This window comes from Pedobacter sp. AK013, from assembly GCF_014205835.1.
GTDB lineage: Bacteria > Bacteroidota > Bacteroidia > Sphingobacteriales > Sphingobacteriaceae > Pedobacter.
In genome coordinates, this window is the sequence record NZ_JACHCQ010000016.1 from 51,228 (window position 1) to 73,748 (window position 22,521).

Sequence of the window (22,521 nt, forward strand, 5' to 3'; positions counted from 1 at the left end):
AACGCCATTAAGATATTTAAAGGAGGCCCTTCGACAAGCTACCATTGACAGGCCCAGTGGAAAAATCGTCATCTCGACCGAAGCAAAGCGGAGTGGAGAGATCTTTGAACTATGTTACCAAAAGTTTAAAGATTTTGCTTCGCAGAGCCTTCGGGTTCTCCATTACGCTACCGATGAAAAATCGGCAAGCTTCAGTCGAAATGACGATATTATTTCTTTTAAATTCACCTGTCACTAATATTGATTTTTATACAATAAATTATCCCTAAGGATGACAATTTACACTTTATGATACAGCCTCTTAATAAAATAGGAGAGAACTACCAGAAGCAAAAACAGGTTTTAGGTATGGGGAAAAGCTATAAGGTATTTCTCCTATTTGATATTAAGTTATTGGCCACAGGTTACAAAGAAAATTGCTTCTGTAATCAATCACAACATCGTTAAAAATCTCTTAGCGTAGCATATACACCATAAGATTGCGCATCTATATCATATAGCGGTCTGAGTACATAATCCTTATTAAATTTTTTAAGTCGGAAGGTATTGTTGCTGCGATCCAATACAGTAAGGTTTTTCAGCAGATCATCTGCCTCACCTTTCAAAATCACTTCGTTTCCCGTTTCAAAGGCCAGTAAAGCCGGACCATAGGAAATGGATATTACCTGTGGACTGTTTGGCATTTGTTTTACCTGAAAACCATAGTGAAATATAAGTTCTACCTGGTCGTTATCTTTCCAGATCCTGTTGAGGTCTAAATAAGATCCAGCTTTTGCGTTAACAGATAACTTCTTTTTATTTATATATACTTCTGTACCCTGGGCCCATGATGGGACGAACAGTTTAAGTGAAAAACCAATGCTCTTTTTTGTTTTGACCAGAAAGTTTACAAGGGAATCTTTTGGCAATTCTCCTTTTTGCTCCAGGCTAATACTTTTCCCCTTCCACTCAACCTTTGAGGGCACGTAAAGGTTTACATAAAGTGCCGAATCATTGTGGTAATAAATCCGGGTATTGAGCTGGGCGAAAGCTTCAGAACAGGAACCGGTACAGCAGGCATAATCTTCTTCCTTGAGGTATTTTTTGTTTCGGGGCGAGCCCAGCGGCAAATGATAAATAAATGCGCCGGTACTATGGCTTTGCGCAGGGAGCACCGCATTATAAAACATGTTCATGTAGGCATCTGCATACTTGGCATCAGCTGTCCAGGTAAAAAGGCTCGAAGTTAGTTTTTGCGTATTATGCGAAACGCAGCTCTCTGCAATTTCTTTGGTAAGCGTGAAAAGATGCCCCGGTTCACCCCAATGTTCGGCGGTAAGGGAAGTTGGGGTGGTAACATTTGGTCTGGGGCCGCTGCTGGTGCCATTAACGTATGCATGGCCTTTCATCAGTATTTCCCAGAAATTTATCGCCGCTTCACGATAGCGGATATCGCCGGTAGTATTGTAACCTTCAGAAAATCCGTTAACCAGCACCAAATGGGTATTGGAATGAAGCCCGGAGAGGATATCGCGGTTCTGTACAAGTGGATTGAAAAACCATTGAGGATCGAAAATTTTTGCCAGTGCCAGATGTTTTGGATCCTTGGAAATAGCATATAGTTTATATAAAACCTCGTTCATTGCACCCATCTCGTTCTGAGGATTTGCATCCACCGTATACATCATTCTTTCTTGTGTTTCCCTGGGCAATGCTGCCATCCGCTTATCTACATAAGCAGCCATCCCCAAAAGTATTTCGTAAGCCTTTTTGTTTTGCGTGTGGATATAAACATCAAGCATACCTTGCATAATCTTTTGATAGGTATAATACGGCGCCCAAACCCCTGTAAACTTGGTCTCCAAGGTTTTAAAATCTTTATCTGGAAAGGCACTCAGGTAGCCATTTCCAAAAGCTTTCTGGCATTTATAAAGCTCATCGATCATGTATTTTAACCTCGATGTAAGTTCGGGTTGGTGGTACTTTTCTACCAGATGGGAAACCGCAGAAAGGTAGTGGCCCACAAAATGCCTGCGCAGGCCAATACTGGGCGCTTCCCATCCTCCAAGTGGTTTGGCAGTAGAGGGGAGGCCTGCAGTAAGCCTGAAATTATGCAATAACCTATCGGGTTTCTGTGCGTTTAGAAATGAAATATCCAGTTCTTCGCGGTGTTTAACCTCAGAAATACCCAGGCTCACCTCCTGATCGCCAAAAGGTGACACGGCGGTCTTTAAAACTGCAGAGACCTGAGAAAAACAATTTAAAGTAGCGAAGGTAAAAAGGAAGGATATAAATAGATTTTTATGCATCAGTGTTGAATAATTATGAATATAGACAATAAATAATAGAATGGATACCCTAGAGCACCTGCACTTAGCTGATAAAGGTTTAAAACTTTTTCCCATAAAGAAACTAAAATATAGAATAGCCCATATTTTGTAAAACAAAAAGCATAATAATTGCATCAGGCGTAACCTTTTACGCATATAAAACCTGAACTCGATAATTATTAATTAAAAACTGTTTAATGAATGTCCTTGATTAGACGAATTCGTCATGGTGAGTTTTTTTACGAGTAGAAATAGAATTTTCAATTGTCTTGTAGTTACTAACATGAGTTCAATTAATAATCTGTTCTGAAAATGTTTTACGAATGGCTTTCTTTTCTGATCGTCATCCTGACCTGTAGCAAAGCGGAAAGCTATGATTAAACCGAGCCTTAAGCGAGTTCACTGAAGGTAATTTATCTCAGGGGGTATTTTGCAGGAAAGATGCTGACCACGAAGTAGCTATTAGGCCTTTAAAACAATAAAAACTGCTAATAAAATAAATTCAGCATGACGATCGCCTTAGGAATGTGTGCTAAAAACAAATATAGAATTAACAAAAGATATGTCCACAAGGTAAATGCCTGCATTGTAATGGGTTGTATACCCGGGGCTGATCAACTTTGTCTCATCGCAGGTTACTTTTCGAATACCTATCGATAAATATTTATTTTTTTTAAAATAAACAGAGTATTAAATCAGATCAGTAGTGTCTATTGGGTAAATAGCCTGAAAAAGCTATAGATGAGATGTTGAAGAGCTTTGATCTTCGCCCTTACGATCGGAAATATTAAAGACTGAAAATTTAAATTTTCACAATACTGTATATCACATTTGCAATAGCAAATTAAACAGCGGGGAACAAGATAAATACCGATCAAATTGGGCGCAGATTAATTCAGAACCATTCATCACACGGAGACTTAACTTACCTCCGAATAAATAACTAACCAATATAGACCAGTTAAATCTAAAATGTTCAAAAATATCTTTTAGAGCTAACCGTCCTAAAAACTTTTATTATCAACGAACAAACTATGCGTATTATTGTTGTTTTGTGTGTTTTTTTGTTGAGCTTTTTAAGTACTGCAAGTGCGGTTCAAAAAGTTCAATCTGATTCACTTTCGAATAAAAAGCCTTTAGAAGATACTTCGAAAGTCTTGATGAAAAAGCAACCGACCAAGTCAAAGGGGTTTCAGAGCGTTTCTGTACCTATAAAATCTAAATTTCCTGCTAATAGTATACAGCAATATCTAAAAGGAAATGCTTCAGGATTATATGCTACCGAGGCCAGTGGTGAGCCAGGCACCTACCAGTATATGTTTATTCGTGGTACGTCTACCCCTTTGATTACTCAGGAAGATGTGTTAAAAAACCAGCCATTAGTGGTTATTGATGGATTGCCTGTTCTTTCATACGAAAACCCATATGTTTATGATATACAACGTCCTGATTATAGTTTTAATAGAATTGGCCCTTCAACTAATCTGCTTGCAGGGCTCAATATTGCTGATATAGAGTCGGTAGAAGTATTAAAAGATTTGTCTAAAACAGCAATCTACGGACCCCGTGGAGCGAACGGTGTAATTTATATCCGAACAAGAGCCGGATCGACAACATCAAATATGAGTTTTAACTCTTCTTTTGGTGTTGCTGCAAAACCTTCAATTACGACATTAAACGGGGGCTACGAAGATAGTTTCAGACAACGCTTTTACAGCCGGTATGCTACTCCTGCACAGTTACAGTCTTATCCTGGTTTTTTACGGGATTCAATTACCACCAAATATTATGGAGAGTCATCCTGGGCAGATGCTTACTATAAAGATGCCTTAATATACAATGCCGATGCGCTGATGTCTGGAGGATCTAAGAGAGCTACTTTTAAATTTAACGTTGGAACTCAAAAAAGCTCGGGTAACGCAGACGAGACGTCTTTGAATAAATATTATACGTCTATTGACCTGAATATTATACCAAGAAGCTGGATAGTGGTAAGCGCTAACATAAAAGGTACCAGGTTAGACCGGAACCGGAACAGATATAACAGGGACCGGCTTGCCGAGGTAGGATATTTACCAGACCTGACAGAGGCTCCGGCACCAAATATTGACAGTTACAATTCGTTCATCAATGAGTTTGACAAAGGGTTCGATAAGAATTATAATAATATTGCGAATGGTTTTTTAAATGTGGCCATCAAGCTGCCTTTACAAATCGACTACAATACACGTTTCGGGGTGAGTTACAATGAAGGGGGAAGAGACCTGTTTTATCCGAGTACCTTATTAGACAATTCGAACTATGCATCCAACTATTTTGGCCTTAGCCAGCGCCTGGTTTATGATCATTCACTCAATTACAAAATAGACCTGAAGTCGAAACACGCTTTTGATTTTTCGGTAGGTAGTTCTATACAATGGGATAAAGATAGATACAGCTATTCTTATGCCTATAAGGGAGTTAGTGACTATTTAAAGGTGAATTTGCTCAAAGCGGGTAGTTTTAGCTCTAATGGGGCTTTTAAAGACCAGCTAACTTTCAAGTTTCTTGACCAAACCGCTACAAACCTTTTAGCTTTTTATGCTGCCACAACCTATAAGTTTAAAGATTTTTACAGTGCAAGTTTATTGCTCAGAACGGATGGCGCATCCAATATGCAACCGGTTCACCGCTGGTTCTTTTCTCCGGTTCTTTCTGGCGCCTGGGACATCAAAAAACATAAACTCTCAAAGTCTCCCATAATTTCGGCCTTAACGCTCAAAGCCAGCGTGGGGCGCATTGGTATTGCTCAACTGACCGATCGCATTTCATTGGGAACACAATATGCATCAGAAGCTGGCTGGAAAAATGATCTCAGAATTCCTTCCTACCTGAATACTGCCACATTAATGAGGTCTTATTTATATGGATACCTGGGTTATGACATACCATGGAGTTATAACGAGCAGTTAAGCGCGGGGGCAAGCTTTGGTTTTTTTAAAAACAGGATCGTAGGAGAGCTGAGCTTTTATTCAACAACAACAAAAAACCAGTTGATTAACATTCCGGGTGCTGCAGAGTATGGCTACACAGGGTTATTTCAGCCAGGTATGGACATTAATAACAAAGGGGTCGATTTATTTTTATCTGCAGATATTTTAAAATCTGCTGCAAAGAAAAGTTTTAACTGGAACTCTTCTATCAATCTGAATTTTAATCGCAATACCTTAAAAGCTTTACCTGGCGGTTTATCCGAAATCATAATAGGTGACAGAAAGTTACAGGTTGGCCAGGCCGCTGATCAGTTTTGGGTGTTAAAAAACAATGGCATATACAATGCCGATGACGAGGTTCCTGTAAACCCAGCTACGGGAAATAAAATGACCTATAAAGGCACCGAATTAAAGGCAGGAGATCCGAAATGGGCTGACATAAATGGCGATTATAACGTAGACGATAAAGACAAAATTTTAACAGGTAATATATTACCCGCAGTTTCGGGAGGTTGGAACAACAGCCTTAAATATAAAAAATGGGACTTGCAAACCAGTTTCTATTTTAATTTAGGCAGAAAGGTACTGAATCAAAATATGGCTAACCGCTTCAATTTCATTAACCTGGAAGCAGAGAATAGCATCAATTCGGTAAAGGAGTTTACCTTTTGGCAGGAACAGGGCAATGCAGCTTTATATCCTACCTACAACCCCTGGAGTGCGGTTATTCCCTACCGGTCAGAGCAGGATCTGTTTTTGGAAAATGCCTCTTTTTTAAAGCTTAGAAGCATTAGCCTTGGCTTCGACCTGACTGATAAGTTATTGGGGTCAAATAAGGCAACAAGATTTAAGTCTTTTTATGTCTTTGTGTCTGCGAGTAATTTATTCACCATAACATCATACTCTGGCCGTGATCCAGAACTGGTTAATACCAGCGGTATTGATACCGGTTACGGACTTTCCTTGCCAACGATGTTTGCTGCCGGATTAAAAGTTGATTTTAAATAGTTTTTAGAAATGAGAAGATTAAGTTATATAATGCTCATTAGCCTGTTGCTTCCCTTATTAGGTTGCAAGAAAATTTTAGATGTAAACTCTACGCGTGCTATCGGCGATGTAAATATGTGGAGTACATTAGAAGATGCAAGAGCTGCATTATTTGGGGTTTATGCACTTAACAGGGCAGCCATGTCTGACAATAACCGGCACGTTATTTACGGCGATGTTCGGTTGGCCGATTTTGAGCCTACTTCGCGACTTGATCTTAGGGCCATTCACAATAACATGCTGAATGCCGATTATAAGCTAATTAACGACCTTTCAGATTGGCGCCCGTTTTATGCAACCATTAATGCGGCTAATTTATACCTGGAAAGAATCCATGAAGTGTATGAAAAGGACAAAAGATTTGTAGAGCAAACTTACAATTTAGACAGGGCGCAGGTAAAAGCTTTAAGGGCTTTCTCTTATTTTTATATGTGCAGGATATGGGGCGACGTGCCGCTCATTTTATCTTCGCACGAAGGAAGTTTTACCAACAAGCCACGCGATCCGCAGGACAAGATTTTTGCTGCTATAGAACAGGATTTGCTTGAGGCAGAACCCAGATTACCTTATGCTTATGATGGTATTGATCCCGAACAAACAGGAGCTTATTATGGGCAGAACGTAGCAAATTATTACGGCTATGGTTACCTCGTTAGCAAACAAGCCGTCTGGACAATACTTGCCCACATGTATGCCTGGAGAGGTGATTATGCGAATGCGGCCATTTATGCGCAAAAGATAGTTGATAAAACAACAAGGGTTTCAGGATCGGGACCAGCATTAGCCGGAACATTCCGTAATGTAAATGACGGGCTTACAGTAAACGTTCGTTACGTTGGGTACATATGGAGCGCGAATAACACCACAGTACTGTTTGCAGTAGCCCGCGGTGAATTGGCAACCTCCGACGTAATAGAAGAATTAACTGCCGCTGATCCCATTGTGCCAAACCGAAGAATCCCGGCAATTTATGTACCTAAAGATAGTTTATTCTCCATTTATAACGAGGGAACAGATGCGCGCTTCGCTGTAGATAGTGTAACGAAGCTTGTGAGGTCTGCGGATGGCTTTTTTACAGGATTTGATAAACCCTATCCCGTTTTCAGGAAAATATTCGTGCCATGGTTTAGTTTCCCCAATAAGCAGGGTATTAATGTGCCTTCAGACTTAGGCGTTTTTGCCAGCCCTATCATTTTTAGCCGATTTACAGAAATGGGACTTCTTTTAGCCGAGTGCAGGGCTGCATTGAACGATAAGAATGGCGCCATAGCCATCTTGAATCAGGTAAGGGGCAATAACAGTGTGCCTGCCTATGTAAGCGAAAGCGATAACGGTCCGCTCATTGATGCCATCTTCAAGGAAAGAAGGCGTGAATTGATGGGGGAGGGTTGGCGATGGTACGATTATGTAAGGTTTAAGAAAATCAAAAATAACGATCCAAAATTTAACCAGCTCATCCAAAGTGGCGGTATCTACTGGCCAGTTTCCCGTACGTTGATCAGTCAAAATCCAATGTTAACACAATATCCTTATTGGAAATAATATGAAGAGATTTAGTTTCATTATAATGACACTGGGCCTGGTAGCAGGTGCATTATTAAATTCCTGTCAAAAAAACGAGTTAAAAGGTGGTCTTTCAGAAACAGGAAGAGGTTTCTCTGGCAATACTTACGATTACCTGAAGAGTAAACCCGGAATCTTCGATTCGTTATTATTTGTGATAGACAGGCTGAAATTGGCCGACGTGCTGAAGTCAGATTCACTGACCCTTTTTGCTGTTACAAATACCAGTTTTAAATTGGCTTCTGACGATTTAAACGCACAAAGATTGCGTACAGGCAAAAAGCCTATCTACCTGAAAGATTATCGCCTTGATCAATTGGATAGCCTGATGTGCCGTTATATACTCAAGGGTACTTTTTCATCTAAAAAGTTATCGGTCCTTAATGGAATAAATGTTTTTGCATACAAATATGGATATGAGTTGAATGCTAAGGCAACCGCTTCATCTGCGATGGGACAGGTGGGAGCAGGGCCATCATCAATCGTTTATAGCAGTAAAAATAGGACCGAGTTTAAAGCTAACTGGTCATCGGCCATAGCCTATTCTATAGACATACCAACCAGGAACGGCCTGGTACATGTAATCGACGATAAGCACTATTTTGGTTTTGGATATTACAGTAGGCAACCTTCAACACCTTTTCGGGATTTTGCATTCAGGTTGCCAGAAACATTCGATATTGATTCGGAACCTTTAGAAGCAGAAGATTACGATAATGGAGGCTGCGGTGTAGCCTACCACGATACCAGAAGCCCTTGCAATGAGATTGACGGGAGATACTGGAATGATGGAGGGCAGTACAGAACTGCTGAAGGGGTAGATCTTTGGGGACAGCCCGCGGCATACAATAAAGGCATTTTTTACCGGCAAGGGTACAGGATTGCTGCGATGAGAACCGGCGAATGGACAAACTATTCTATTGAGGTACCTGCAGATGGTAATTACGAAATCAAATTACACTATAGTGTACAAAATAGTACGGGCAATCCTCCTGCATACTGCGACCTTAGGCTTGACTGGAAGCCATTGGCCAGGCGTGTTGCACTGCCAATAACCACAGGAAAGATGGATGAATTGAAAGCAGGCACCTTTTATTTAATAAAGGGAATTCATTACCTCACTTTTTGTACAATGACCTCTGTACCCGATTTAAGTTTCGATGCTTTCGTATTTAAACGCGTTAACTAATGAACCAAACCAATCTAAAAACCTCATTGATAATGAAAAAAAATATCTTATTTGTAGCAATAGTAGTTTTTTTTCTTTCTTCATGTAAAAAAATATTCAATTTACCTGAAGAGAAGCCCTACCTTAGTCCGGATGCGAATTATACCTCAGCACCCGTATTAAGGCCAATTCTGGGCCGTAATACCTTATTCAGCTATTTCAAATCGGATAATTCAAGTTTCCCAATTAAGTTTGAAATTATCAATTTTAGTAATCTCGACCGATCTCCTACGGATAAATTAAACCTGAAGCGCAATGTGCTGGTTTGGAAACAGGCTTATACGGGTAACGAGAAAAGTATCGAAGAAATAAATGCCAAACGAAGTATAGAAGAGCGCCCACTTTTTGAGGTTAATTCGGCTGGCGAATTTATTATGTGGTCATCTGCTACTGATGCCGATTTTCTGAAGCCGCAGCCAGACACCGCTTACCGGTTCAACGTGAAGATAAGCAATGGTGGTGGCGAAAGAGTTTTAGGGCCGCTGTTCCTTGCACCTTTAGCTACAAGACCTTACGAACCATCCTATCATCTTAATGAAATTACTGCGCTTCCACGAAAAGAAGTTTCTGGTGCTGTTAAAAGACTAATTCCAGCTACTTTGGTAAACATGGTTGGTGTAACTACAGGTAACCCCTTAGTTAGGGAAACAGGTGCAGGAACCACCGCATTGAAACAAGATGTTTGGGTATATTTTAAGCGTAAAGGTGATGGAAATACGCTTACCATCAAATTTTTTGATAAGGATTCGATCGCTATTAATCCTTTAAAATTCAATGGTACAAACTGGCAGAAACTGATTCACGGATTCAACCCTGTAATTAGCCCAACTTCGGTGAAGTATGATGTAGCCTATCCCATTCCATTAACAAACTTGCCCACGCCTTATACTACCCCTGATGGGCTTCAGTCATTACTGACACTTAGTTACAACAGAATTGGTTTTAGTGGCCTCAGGGTGGTAGCAACCATGACCTTGCCGTTTAATATCTATCAGGCTGGCGATTGGGAAATTGTGTTTTTCTTTCATAACGAGAATCCAAAGTTTGAAGATGAATAAGGGCATGCAACTTAAAAATCAATTATTATCTGGTTTAGATTTTACTCAAATGAAAATATTTTTTTCCGTACTCACATTTATCCTTTTATTTTCAATAAAGGACCTTTCAGCTCAGGGTACCTTGATTGTGAGCGGTACTGTTAAAGAAAAAGGGACAGATGTTGGCCTTCCGGCAGTAAATATCACACTGAAAGGGTCTCCTGATAGGGCAATTGGTTCAACAAGAGCCGACGGTAGCTTCACCGTAACCGTACCGGCCAATTCGAGATTGAAATTTAGTATAATAGGCTTTGAGTCGAGAGAAGTTAATGCTGCCAAGACCCTTAATGTAGTGCTAAATCCCGATGTAAGCACTTTAAATGACCTGGTTATACGCGGATTTGTTACCAAGACCCGCGATTTAAGTTCTGGTTCTTCGGTAAAGATTTCTGGCGACGATCTGCAGCAGGTTCCGGTTTCGAATGCCGAACAGTTGCTGCAAGGTAAAGTGGCAGGATTAAATATCCAGGTAAATACCGGGGCACCGGGCTTTCGGGGTAGCGTATTACTGAGGGGGCTTTCGAATGTGGATGTAAGTGCATCGTCTACAGGCAATGATGCCGACGCTTTTCTTAGTCCAACCTCACCTTTATATGTAATTGATGGCGTGCCAACCGACGTAGACCCTGCCACTGCCGATAGTTTTAATTCTTTTGGTGGTGCGAGTCCGCTTTCGCTGATTCCGCAGGAAGATATTGCCAACATAGAGGTACTCAAAGATGCACAGGCAACCTCATTATATGGCTCGCGAGGGGCTTACGGCGTTATTCTGATCACCACGCGCCGGGGCATGTCGGCTATACCCAGATTGCGTTACACCACCAATTTTTTTATCAGTACCCCTCCGAAGCTACGGGCTACAATTGGAGGTAAGGCAGAGCGCGACTTAAAATTGCAACAGATTTTCCAGTACGGAAGTTTTAGAGATGTTAATTCGCTTCTAAACTCGACTGCAGCTTTGGTTGATAGTTTAAATCCTTATTACAGTAACTCTACAAACTGGCAGGACATCTATTACGGAACTACCTATAATCAAACGCACAACATCGGTGTAGAAGGCGGCGATAAAAGTTTTAATTACAAGACCAATTTTGGCTATTACAAGGAGACAGGTATCCAGGTTAATACAGGCGTTACCCGCTTTACACTCAGTAATAACTTTGAATATAAGCCAAGTTCAAAAATTTCACTTTTTGCTTTGGTTAATGGTAGTATTATGGACCGGAAAAAGGGGAATGGTGTTGGTCTGTTGAATACAGGGGTTGCGCGAAGTGCGGCCGCTTCGTCTCTCTTACCGGGCCCCTCATTATTTTTAGCCTCTAATGATGCCCTTGCCAACCTTAATGTAGACAATAGCAACCCAACTAAGAATTTAAAGACCAATCTTGAATTTACCTATTACCCTATACCGGGATTAACACTGCGTACAACCGGTAGTTATGATATCGTAAATTCGGTTGATTATACTTTTACACCTGCAATTGCCAATACGCAACAGGCTGCAATACAATATTTCAATGATACGCGTAAGACGCTTTATAACCGGAATTTAATATCCTTTTCGAAAAGTTTAAAAAGCGGACATGACTTTACCATATTTGGCTTTAACGAGGTTTATTTTAAAAAATATCAGGCAAACGACCTTAAGCAGGTTGGGCTTTCTTCAGATTACTACCTGGGGCCTTTTGGTTTCATCAGCGCGGCTTCTTCTACAAGGGGAGCGGGGCTACGGGCCTACAGTAATTTAAGGGCAGTCTCTTTCGCAGGAAGCTTCTCTTACAATTATAAAAGAAAATATATTTTTGATGCCAGTTACCGGATGGATGCCACATCTTTCAGTGGTGTCGACGATCCATATACCAGGAGTCCTTCTATCGGTCTGAGGTGGAATATGGAAAGGGAAACTTTTTTTAGTGAATGGAAATGGCTGACATATAGTGCATTAAGGTTAACTTGGGGTAAGAATATAACGCCAACGGGAAACATATTTACGGTTTATGGAACTTATAATCCGAATGGAACCTATAATGGTCAATCAAGAATAACCATCGACCAGGCTTTGCTTCCAAATAAAAACCTGGGTTCGGCTGAAGGAACAACCTACAACCTGGGTTATGATTTAGGTTTGTTTAATAATAAGATTCAGCTAACTTTTGAGTCATACTATCGCGCTATTGACCGCCAGGCCAGAACCTTAGCCCTTCCAAATATGGTGGGATTTGACAATGTTTTAAGCAATGAGGTATCGATCCGCAACTGGGGTAACGAAATTTCCCTTACGCTTCGCCCACTTCCGTTAAATAGCAAGGTGAACTGGTCTTTCACGATTAATGGGGCAATGAACAGGGATATGTTAACCAGGTTACCTGGTGGGGTGCAACAAATTGTAATTGGCGGTACAGTGCTGCGTGTAGGGCGTAACGCACTTTCAAATTATATCTATGAAAATAATGGCGTTTATGCGAATCAATCAAATGTTCCTGTAAACCCTGTAACCGGGCTCCCATTGCGACAGGGAGGCTCAGGCGGTGGTTATTTCCAGGCGGGAGACCCAATTTTTGCTGACCGTAACGGCGATTATATTATTAATGATCAGGATGACCGTTCAGTAATCGGAAATTCACAGCCTATATACACAGGCGGATTTGCTACATCAGTAAGTTATAAAAATTTCTCTCTTTCAGTGAACGGTTCATTCACTATTGACCGCGATATTATGAATACGGCCATTGCCGAAAGATTGGTAATGACTGGAAATCCATTTGGGACACAAGCCGTTTTACCGTTAACCGGATTGGATTTTTGGACTAAACCGGGCGACATTGCAAAATATCCAAATCCGTACAACTACACAAGGGCAGTTCTGGTTGCCCCATTCAGAACCAATCAGAGCTTGTTTATGGAAGATGGTTCTTACTTTAAAATAAACGCCGTTACAGTGGGCTATACGCTTCCAAAGGAACTGGCAAATAAACTTAGGCTTAATAATTTGAGGATCTATTTAACCGGAGATAACCTGGCAACCTTTTCCAGATACAGCGGACCAAACCCCGAAAATGTAACTGCACTCGGTTTTGATAATTCTGGTGGATATCCTTTGGCAAGAAGGTATACAGTAGGCTTGAATTTGGAACTATAAATTACGAATATGAACATTAAAAATATACGATTTTATTTAATTCTTGCACTTGTGTTAACCGGTACAGGTTGCAAGAAGTTTCTTGAGGTTGAATCGATAGAAAGGTTCTCTGGAAATCGCTACTGGAAAACAGGTGCAGATGTGGAAGCATTTACCATTGATATTTATGCAAGGCTTTGGGATAAACTCTCTAACTCCTGCTTTTGGCCAGCTGCAGGCGAATTTAGGCTTGGAGAGATCAGATCGAATACAGCCGTTGCAGGAGTAACAAGTTTCCAATCCAATGACCAAAACCGAAGGGTAGTTTATGATTACCTGGCTAAAAATGATATGAAGGCTGTTGTTTACGGAATAGCAGCTAACTCACCATGGCTAACCAATGGTTCATCGCCAAGAACATTTAATACAATATTGGCTTTTAACTTTGTGGCCAATACCAATTGGACTGATTTTTACAGGGTTATTCAGGAAGTTAACATCATGTATGACGAGGTAAACAAAGGTATTCCGGGTTTAAGCGATACCGATAAACAAAGGTACATGGCCGAAGCCGTATTTATCAGGTGCCTTACCTACTTCATCATGGTCAGAATTTATGGAGATGTTGCTTATTATACTGATGCAAATCATTCTACTCCACTTGGCAGAGAGAAATTTGTGAGTGTATTGAACAAATGTATCGCCGAACTTGAGCCCGTAAAAAATAACCTTCCATGGAAATATGATGACCCGGCGTTAAATGGAGTACGGGCTAACAGGGCCGGGGCAATCTCTCTGCTCATGAACATGTATATGTGGAATGCCGGATTTGATGAGGCAAACAAAACCGGTTATTATGAAAAAACAGCGGTTTTAGGAAACGAACTTATTCAGAGTAACCAGCATTCGCTCATTCCCATTGAAGAAACAAGCCGGATATTCCTCGGAGGAACCAGTGAAAGTTTAATTGAATTAAAGGAAACTTCTGCTTTTGCATCGGGCTCCAATCTTTTTTATAAATCAGCATTTCCTGGTGAGCCGGTTGTGTTAACCAAACATGAAGAAAACGGAACAACAACACACCTGCATTATAAAAAAGCGTATATCGATTTTCTGTTCGGTAACGGAAATGATTACCGGGCAGACATGATTCAAAACAGGGACCAGGAGAATGGGCGGTTTGCCTTATCTAAATTTGAAGGTCCGGTATCTGTACTAGGCTTTCCAGACTGGGGGCTTGTGCTTTTTAGATACGCAGATGCCGTATTACTCCAGGCCGAGGCCCTTGCTAACTTAGGAAGAGACGGAGAGGCGACGGGTATCGTCAATATGGTCAGGATGAGGGCTAATGCGCCAGCTTTATCTGGCTTGGTAGGCCAGGATTTGAAAGATGAGATATTTAAGGAAAGAGGGCGTGAACTGCTGGGGGAAGGTTACCGTTTCTTCGACCTGGTACGGACCAAACGAATTCTTGATCCGAAATGGAGTTCTAATCCACTTTCGCCTGATCAGTTCAACCGGGGGGCATGGACATGGCCGATCGATCCGGCTGCCCGAGATAGAAACCCTTTTATGACTTTAAATGATTACTGGTTCTAACAATTTAGATGATCACTATGAACTATTTAAAAAAAATATCGACCCCCTGGCTATTAGTATTATTTTCTTGCTTGTTAGTTTTTGCCTGCAAAAAAGATCAATACTATTTTGATGGTGGTAAATCCAATCCCATTTTTCCAGGAACTACTATGGAGTACCTAAAGTCAAATCCAAGGAGCTTTGACACGATTGTAAACATCATTAAAATAGCCGGCATGGAACGCCAGTTTAACGAAGATACCCTTACATTTTTCGCCCCGCAGGATTATGCCGTTGCACTATTGATCAAACAAGTCAATTCAACATTATTTACCTACGGAAAAGATACGGTGAAGACTCTTACCGATATTGATGGACTGATTTGGCGCAGGTATCTTTCAAACTATATTTTTAAGGGAGCGAACAAGCTTAACGATTATCCACAAATAGATGTTGGCGCAAAAGCCATATTTCCTGGTCAAAATTATGTAGCCTATAGCGGAGATGTATTTAACATTGGAGTAAGATATGCCGATGCCGGCGGGGTAAAATACACAGGGTACAGGCAATTACTGCTATCCTATATACCCAACATATCCCAACCTTTAGATAATTGGGTCAGTATCCCCATCACCTCTTCTGATGTGCAACCAAAGCACGCTGTAGTGCATGTGCTGAGCACAGATTTTCCATTTGGAGCCGATCCTCAGAATTTAATCCAGGACGTATTATTAACTAAGTAATTCAAAATATGTCAGTTTTTAAAATAAAAATTTGGTTTACTGTCTGCAGCCTTGCATTGCTGTTGTTTGCGAGCTGTAAGGACGAAGTTAAAGAATTTGAAAACCCTTATTCAGGCGGAAAATTACCTTTAGATTTAAAATTTAACACCGCGAGTTTTATAGAACCTACACAAGGCAGTGCCAATGATGTGGTAACGGTAAGTATAATCGGAGCAGAAAAATACAAAACACAACTTCATTTTCAGTTTAGTGGTGAAGAGGCTGAAATCGTATCGATTGTTGGCGATGTGGTAAAAGTTAAAGTTCCAGCTGCGGGAAGTTCAGGATCAACTTCCATACAAATCGGCGACCAGGTCTTTTTCGGTCCGCAGTTTAAGGTTTTTGGCAAAATATCAGATGATCCTTACTTCAAGGCAAAAATAGGTGCCAATAACACCATTTATGATGCTTATAAATTGAAAACCGGAAAATATTTGATGGTAGGAGAATTTACCGATTTTAATGATAAAGGAATTGTTTTGGCTATCAAAAAAATAGCGGAGACTACTTATGAAGGGGAAGTTCAACGAACCTTGCAATTGGGTACAGGAGTGGTTAGTGGCTACTTGAGTGCCGTTACCTCAAGTACGAATGATGCCAATATTTTCGTAGCCGGAAATATGTCTGCGTTCGATTTGAAAGGACCGGTTAAAAATATCACAAGACTTACTTCTCTTGGAGCGATTGACCTGAAGCAGGTTGATACTTATTCTTCAAAGAATGGGGGGCCAACCTATCCAAAACTTACAGTTCCAGTTTTTAATGGCGGAACAGATGCCCCGATTAAGCGGATTTTTCACTTCAACAACGGAATAATTGCCGTAGGAGGATTCAAATATTATATTTCTCATCGATATGATGTAGGGAGAACGTTTACCTATACATCTGGAACTACAACATTAACCGGCTATAGAGATAGTCTTGTTCGCGATTCTATTCCGATCAGACAGGTGGTACGCTTTAAACTGGATGGAAGTCTTGACAATACTTACCATTTCTCTGGCGGAACTACCCTTGAAGGAGGTAACGGTAATATTTTAGATGCCGTGATGCAGGCAGATGGCAAGCTGGTATTGGTAGGGGCTTTTTCAAAATTTGATAATAAGGCTGCAGGAGGTATTGTTAGACTGAACACTGACGGAACTGTTGACGATTCTTTCCAGGTAGGTAAGGGTGCTACTGGCTATATCACCAGCATCAACTGGAACAGCACTACACAGCGATTTGTACTCACCGGCGTTTTTAGTTCATTTAACAACCGTTCTATTCAGAATATTTTGCTGCTCAAAGCCGACGGATCAATTGATGATGCCTTTGTTTCGGGAAATTTCGATAGTGGCTATCCGTCGTTTGCACAGCAGTTGTCTAACGGCTTGATTGTCGTGTCGGGTAATTTTAAAAAATATAACAATGTGCGGCGTGGAGGATTTATGATTTTATCGCCACAAGGCAGTTTGGCTCAAGGTTACAACACGTTGGGTGAGTTAACAGGAACAATTAACAGGGTGTTAGAGGAGAGAAATAAAGATAATAAGCGAAGCATTGTTTTGCTCGGCTCGTTTAGGAAATTCGATTCGCAGGCTGTTCAAAATATCAAAGGTTTAGTGCTTGAGGACTAATTAAATTAAGTATTGATTAAATTATGAAAAAGAATTTTACAACGGTAATGGTAAGGCTGCTCTGCTTTTGGATGGTGGCCGTTTTGGGAAGTTCTTGCCAAAGTGAATTTGACAAGGTAGCCCCTTTGGTTATAAACGATACCACATTCAATAATCCGAAAGCCAGGAAAGTTTTGGTTTTGGTTGTTGATGGATTGCGCGGCGTGGCTTTAAAAGAAGTTGGACCTCCTAATATGACCAGCCTTCTAAAAAAGTCGACCTATTCATATTACTCCGTAAGCGATGAAGGTTATGATGAGGCGACCACATGGGCAGACTTGTTTACCGGGGTATCAAAAGCTAAGCACGAGGTAACAAGTGCAACGCTTGGCAATAACAAACTGAATTTATATCCTGTAGTATTTCAGCGTATTAAGGAGACAAATGCAAATATTAGGATAGCAACTTTTTCTTACAGCAGTGCATTTACAGACAATTTTACAAGCAGCGCTTCTGTTGATTCGAGGGGAACCTATAATAGTGATACTGAAATTCAAAATGCTGTTTTGAAAGAATTGGCTGATGATAATGCCGGAGTGGTAGTGGGTATGTATAAAAGTGTAAATATAGCAGGTAGCACCAATGCTTACGAGAGTTCAAATCAACAGTACAAAAACGCTATCCTTCAGTTTGATACTTATGTGGGCCAGGCCATGGACGCATTAAAAAATAGGAAGAATTATAGCAAGGAAAACTGGATGGTTATCATTACTTCAAGTCGTGGAGGAGCGGCAGCAAGTGTGGTGAATGACAATACTATATTTTCAAATCCAAAGGCCAATACCTTTACTATTTTCTATAATGATAAATATCAGTCAAAACTAATAGACAAGCCATTTACCGGCAATGTCTATGACGGAAACTTCGTTCGTTTTTATTCATCTACGGGGGTAGCATCTGAAGCCGCGCTGCAAAGTGGTGCGATCAGAGCTGAACTTAGATTTGATGACGCCTTAAAATCGTCTTCTGTAAATCCACTGAATTTTGGTATTAACGGCGATTTTACCATAGAAATGAAGGTGCGGAAGAACAAAAACACAATAGGGACTTTTGCAAAGGAAAATATAGGCACTTATACTTTTCAGTGGCCAAGTTTCTTTGGCAGAAAGATTACCAGGCTTAACAATACCGGAGGTACCGGCTGGTGCCTTTCTATAGAAAAACTGACCTGGCGTTTTTCGCTTGCCAGAGGGGCAACACCCGCAGGTACCAACGAGATAGGGGTAAATGCCGATGATAAGAAGGTTATTATTGCCGATGGAAACTGGCATGCGCTTGCCGTTGTAATCAGAACGGAGGGCACAAAGCGTTTCGTCTCGCTGTATACAGATGGGATTTTTAACACTAAAGCAGAAATTCCTGAGACCCTGTGGCCTTTGATCGATACTTATAATGCTCCCTATACTATAGGTTATATTCCCGACGAAAATAAAGACCCCTTCGATGGGAATGTGTCTGATATAAGGATATGGAGAAAAGCATTATCTGATGAGACCATCAAGCAATTTTCATGCGATACCTATGTGAGCAGTTCTCACCCGGATTACAGTTATCTCGCAAGTTACTGGCCTTGCAGAGATGGAGCTGGTGGGAGGTTTAAGAATGAAATATTAACTGAAAATGGTAATTATGATTTTAAAGTGCTTAAGGGAGGTACACCTCTTGTAAAGGGTCCTGAACTTGGAAATAGTACCGTATGGGAAAAAAGCAATTACATCGTTTGCCCGATTTCGCTTCCCGATATCTCTGCAACAGTGCCGGGATCTGATGATATAACAGCACAGATCTTGTCGTGGTTAAGTATTCCGATCAAGGAAAACTGGAATTTGGATGGGAAAGTATTTTTAAATAATTAATTCGTCGATATGAAAACTTTATATAGATACAATACTCAACTGGTTACCGGCATTTGTTTTCTTTTCGTACTGACGCTTACTTTTCTGTACTCTTGTAAAAGGGAAGGCTTTGTAGACGAGGTGAATTCCTCTCCCGGAGTGCTTAGATTCGACTATCCATCGCTGGTTAATGCCGTGAATGTTGGCGATGTAACAAAAGGTGACGACAGAATTGTTTTTCCAGTTCGGATAGCATTGGAAAACCCTGCAAATTCTACCTTCACGGTTAATCTTCAGCCTGAACCACAGCTGGCAATTTCGCAAACGGTGGCCAATGCTGCAGTAATCAATTTCCCCGATTTTTCAATGCCTCAATCTGTTGAAGTGAGGTTTGGTACAAAGAGTGTAACTTTTAATGTAGCTGTTTCTGCAAGTGCTATCGAGCGGAATTATGGTAAAAACCTGGTTTTTGCCATAACGCTTACTAGTCCGTCTAAATCGCAAAAATTGGATGAAAATAAAAAATCTGTGGTTTTTACATTAAATACTGCAGATATAGCTAAAATGGACGAGTTACATTTTTTATCGTTTACTGCTGCGGCAACCAACCCAAACCAGGTAGTAACGCAACTCACTTTTCCTAATCTGGCTGCTAATAATATAAGCTTTGATAATACTGGTTTCTCGATAAAAGCCCGGGTAGATTTAGGTGGAAAAGCTTCCAGGGGCTTTAGAACATCAATTGCCTATAATGCCGATACCCTAAAAAAATTGATGGCTAAAGGACTGCTCCCTGCAGGTACCGCTATTCTTACAAATGCCGCATTTGATCTTACTGATGTTGATCTGGGCGATTATAAGAGTTCGGCCGTTGTTGAAATGAGGGTTAACATTGATAGTATTTTTGCCAGGTTTCCATCAAAGGTTGCAGTGGCATTTACCTTGTCTAATCCCGAAAAATACCAGGTTAACGCAGCAAAAAGCACATTGGTTTACTTAATAGATCCCCTGCGTATATTCTCGGATATCACAAAAGTGCTGAAAAATACCTCACAGCCGTTTAAAACCAGCACAATAGACCCAAATCAGGGCAGATGGGGTGTGCTGGCGGGCTGGCTATTTAATTCGCAGGGAAATACCCATCAATCTTACAGCCCGACAAATCAACTGAATGGTTCGTATGGCTCATTTGATAATAACAACAGTACCCAGATTGCTTTCGAATCTGGGTATGCTGCTGCTGATGCCGGAAAGCCGGGAGGTTCTCCTACTGCGCCCAATATTACAAATGGCAAGATCTATCAAACCGTTTTGTTACCTGCAGGTACTTACAAACTTGATGCAAATGTACGCGGCGGTGTAACAACCGATAATACCAAAGGTGCATATAGTGTTGCTGCAATTGGCACAAACATACCCGATATTGCTGCCCCAACAACTCCTGCAAACTTTGTAGGCAGGGTGGCTATAAATGGATCAGGAAGCAAATCATTTACCTTCACGCTGAATGCCGCAGCTACCGTATCAATGGGCTTTGTTGCTACGCTTTCCGGTAACCAGGCCGTTAATATATCGGGGGTAACACTAACGCGTACGTTAAATCCTTAGTGTTTATTAGAAATATCCTTGAATTGGAAGTCAAAATGGTAACTTAGTTAAAGCCTTTAAAATCAGATGAGTTTAAAGCATCCTTGATCACCTTTATTTATGAAATTTACACTTAATTTTTTATGTCAGATTTTTTTGCTTGTTACACTCAGTGCCACTGTTTTCGGTCAGAAAACGGAAAGCTGGGGTGCGCAAAAAGATGGTACTTTTTACAACCCAGTTATACCTTCCGATTACAGTGATTTAGATGCTATCCGTGTTGGCGATGATTTTTATGCCATATCGTCAACCATGCAGTTTTCGCCCGGAATGGTCGTTTTACATTCTAAAGATCTGGTGAACTGGGAAATTGCAGGGCATGTGGTAGCTGATCTTACCAAGATTAGCCCTAATTTAAACTGGACGAAGATGAACAGTTATGGCAGGGGGATCTGGGCAGGGTCTATCCGGTATTATAAAAATAAGTTTTGGGTCTATTTCGGCAGCCCTGACGATGGATTTTTTATGAGTTCGGCAACTGATGCAAAAGGGCCCTGGGAACCATTGCATCAGGTTTGGAATGTATCGGGATGGGACGATTGTTCTTCTTTTTGCGATGATGACGGACAGCTTTATTTTATCGCCACAAACTTTAAACTGGATCCTAAGACCAATAAAAAGTATAATATTCACCTCTTTAAGATGGCTCAGGATGGCAAGAGCCTGCGTATGGATACGGATACTATTATTCATCAATCGTCTGGTAGTGAGGCAAATAAATTGTATAAGATCAATGGGCTATACTACCATTTTTTTAGTGAAGTGAAAGCCGAAGGCCGTGTAATGATGATGGAAAGATCGCGGAATATTACTGGTCCGTGGGAAATCAAACAGTTGAACCACGTAAATAAGCATACCGACAGGGAGCCTAACCAGGGCGGATTAATGCAATTGAAAAATGGACAATGGTGGTTTTTTACGCATCATGGCTCTGGCGATTGGGAAGGAAGGGCAGCAAGTTTACTTCCAGTAACATGGGTAGATGGCTGGCCTATAATCGGTAAGGTTGGCGAAGATAATATTGGGAACATGGTATGGTCTGGAAAAGCCCCGATTCCCCTTAATCCAAATATAAAGATCCAAACAGACGACGATTTTTCATCAGTGGTGCTACGCCCGCAATGGGAGTGGAACTACCAACCCAGAACTGACAAGTGGTCGCTTTCTGAAAGAAAAGGCTTTCTTCGCCTTAAGGCTTTTCAACCTATAAAACCTGAAGATCCGAAAAAAATATTATTAAGGGCCGGTAATACCATTACGCAACGGAGTATGCGCACCAGGGCTAATGAGGCTACTGTTAAACTGGATATCAGTGGAATGGCCGACGGACAGTTTGCAGGCCTGACGCACTTTTCTACAACATCTTTGAGTATGCTGGGTATTAAACAGCAAGGTGAGGAGAGACTGATGGTGTACCATGCAGATGGGCAGGAATCGCCTGGAATAAAAATAAAAGAAAATATAGTTTGGCTGAGATCGACCTGGGATTACCAGGGCCAAAACCATTACTTTTATAGTTTAGATGGGAAAGCATTTTTGCCGATTGGCAATGCTACCCAGTTAACCTGGGGAAGTTACAGGGGCGACAGAATCGGCATCTTCAATTATAATAAACTCGCAGAGAAAGGCTTTGTGGATATAGATTACTTTAATTACAAATATTCTAAATAAAGGGTAGGTATTTATG

At 40.9% G+C, this 22,521-nt stretch carries 12 protein-coding genes; 11 read left to right on the forward strand and 1 reads right to left on the reverse strand.

Features of this window, described 5'->3' with window-relative positions; all coding sequences use genetic code 11:
- Positions 1-443 precede the first annotated feature (443 nt).
- The gene (locus HDC90_RS12390) at positions 444-2,201 is read right to left on the reverse strand and encodes a beta-L-arabinofuranosidase domain-containing protein (RefSeq protein ID WP_221451842.1); all 1,758 of its coding nucleotides are present in this window, start codon (positions 2,199-2,201) and stop codon (positions 444-446) included.
- 1,142 nt (positions 2,202-3,343) lie between these two features.
- Between HDC90_RS12390 and HDC90_RS12395 the strand changes: the two genes are divergently transcribed.
- From HDC90_RS12395 to HDC90_RS12445, 11 genes are all read left to right on the forward strand, one after another.
- Positions 3,344-6,289, forward strand: a complete 2,946-nt coding sequence (locus tag HDC90_RS12395) for a SusC/RagA family TonB-linked outer membrane protein (RefSeq protein ID WP_184466798.1) — start codon at positions 3,344-3,346, stop codon at positions 6,287-6,289.
- Between the two features lie 9 nt (positions 6,290-6,298).
- Entirely contained in the window at positions 6,299-7,870 is a 1,572-nt protein-coding gene (locus HDC90_RS12400) for a RagB/SusD family nutrient uptake outer membrane protein (protein WP_184466800.1), read from the forward strand.
- Position 7,871: 1 nt separating this feature from the next.
- Complete coding sequence (locus HDC90_RS12405) at positions 7,872-9,080, forward strand: fasciclin domain-containing protein (protein ID WP_184466802.1); 1,209 nt, start codon at positions 7,872-7,874, stop codon at positions 9,078-9,080.
- Positions 9,081-9,112: 32 nt separating this feature from the next.
- Entirely contained in the window at positions 9,113-10,177 is a 1,065-nt protein-coding gene (locus HDC90_RS12410) for a DUF5007 domain-containing protein (protein ID WP_184466804.1), read from the forward strand.
- Positions 10,178-10,226: 49 nt separating this feature from the next.
- Positions 10,227-13,355 (forward strand): SusC/RagA family TonB-linked outer membrane protein, encoded by a 3,129-nt coding sequence (locus tag HDC90_RS12415; RefSeq protein ID WP_184466806.1) that lies wholly within the window; start codon positions 10,227-10,229, stop codon positions 13,353-13,355.
- Between the two features lie 9 nt (positions 13,356-13,364).
- Positions 13,365-14,933 (forward strand): RagB/SusD family nutrient uptake outer membrane protein, encoded by a 1,569-nt coding sequence (locus HDC90_RS12420; protein WP_184466808.1) that lies wholly within the window; start codon positions 13,365-13,367, stop codon positions 14,931-14,933.
- 17 nt (positions 14,934-14,950) lie between these two features.
- Positions 14,951-15,655 (forward strand): hypothetical protein, encoded by a 705-nt coding sequence (locus HDC90_RS12425; RefSeq protein WP_184466810.1) that lies wholly within the window; start codon positions 14,951-14,953, stop codon positions 15,653-15,655.
- 8 nt (positions 15,656-15,663) lie between these two features.
- Positions 15,664-17,313 carry a DUF5008 domain-containing protein gene (locus tag HDC90_RS12430; protein WP_184466812.1) on the forward strand — a complete coding sequence of 550 codons (1,650 nt, stop codon included), beginning with the start codon at positions 15,664-15,666 and terminating at the stop codon, positions 17,311-17,313.
- A gap of 23 nt (positions 17,314-17,336) precedes the next feature.
- Entirely contained in the window at positions 17,337-19,208 is a 1,872-nt protein-coding gene (locus tag HDC90_RS12435) for a LamG-like jellyroll fold domain-containing protein (protein ID WP_184466813.1), read from the forward strand.
- Positions 19,209-19,217: 9 nt separating this feature from the next.
- Complete coding sequence (locus tag HDC90_RS12440) at positions 19,218-20,795, forward strand: DUF5013 domain-containing protein (RefSeq protein ID WP_184466814.1); 1,578 nt, start codon at positions 19,218-19,220, stop codon at positions 20,793-20,795.
- A gap of 99 nt (positions 20,796-20,894) precedes the next feature.
- Positions 20,895-22,505 (forward strand): glycoside hydrolase 43 family protein, encoded by a 1,611-nt coding sequence (locus tag HDC90_RS12445; protein WP_184466815.1) that lies wholly within the window; start codon positions 20,895-20,897, stop codon positions 22,503-22,505.
- Positions 22,506-22,521 lie beyond the last annotated feature (16 nt).

Coding starts and splice junctions, on each gene's coding strand:
- HDC90_RS12440 (WP_184466814.1), top strand. CDS start 19,218: ATGAAAACTTTATATAGATACAATACTCAACTGGTTACCGGCATTTGT.
- HDC90_RS12415 (WP_184466806.1), top strand. CDS start 10,227: ATGAAAATATTTTTTTCCGTACTCACATTTATCCTTTTATTTTCAATA.
- HDC90_RS12425 (WP_184466810.1), top strand. CDS start 14,951: ATGAACTATTTAAAAAAAATATCGACCCCCTGGCTATTAGTATTATTT.
- HDC90_RS12445 (WP_184466815.1), top strand. CDS start 20,895: ATGAAATTTACACTTAATTTTTTATGTCAGATTTTTTTGCTTGTTACA.
- HDC90_RS12430 (WP_184466812.1), top strand. CDS start 15,664: ATGTCAGTTTTTAAAATAAAAATTTGGTTTACTGTCTGCAGCCTTGCA.
- HDC90_RS12400 (WP_184466800.1), top strand. CDS start 6,299: ATGAGAAGATTAAGTTATATAATGCTCATTAGCCTGTTGCTTCCCTTA.
- HDC90_RS12435 (WP_184466813.1), top strand. CDS start 17,337: ATGAAAAAGAATTTTACAACGGTAATGGTAAGGCTGCTCTGCTTTTGG.
- HDC90_RS12410 (WP_184466804.1), top strand. CDS start 9,113: ATGAAAAAAAATATCTTATTTGTAGCAATAGTAGTTTTTTTTCTTTCT.
- HDC90_RS12420 (WP_184466808.1), top strand. CDS start 13,365: ATGAACATTAAAAATATACGATTTTATTTAATTCTTGCACTTGTGTTA.
- HDC90_RS12405 (WP_184466802.1), top strand. CDS start 7,872: ATGAAGAGATTTAGTTTCATTATAATGACACTGGGCCTGGTAGCAGGT.
- HDC90_RS12395 (WP_184466798.1), top strand. CDS start 3,344: ATGCGTATTATTGTTGTTTTGTGTGTTTTTTTGTTGAGCTTTTTAAGT.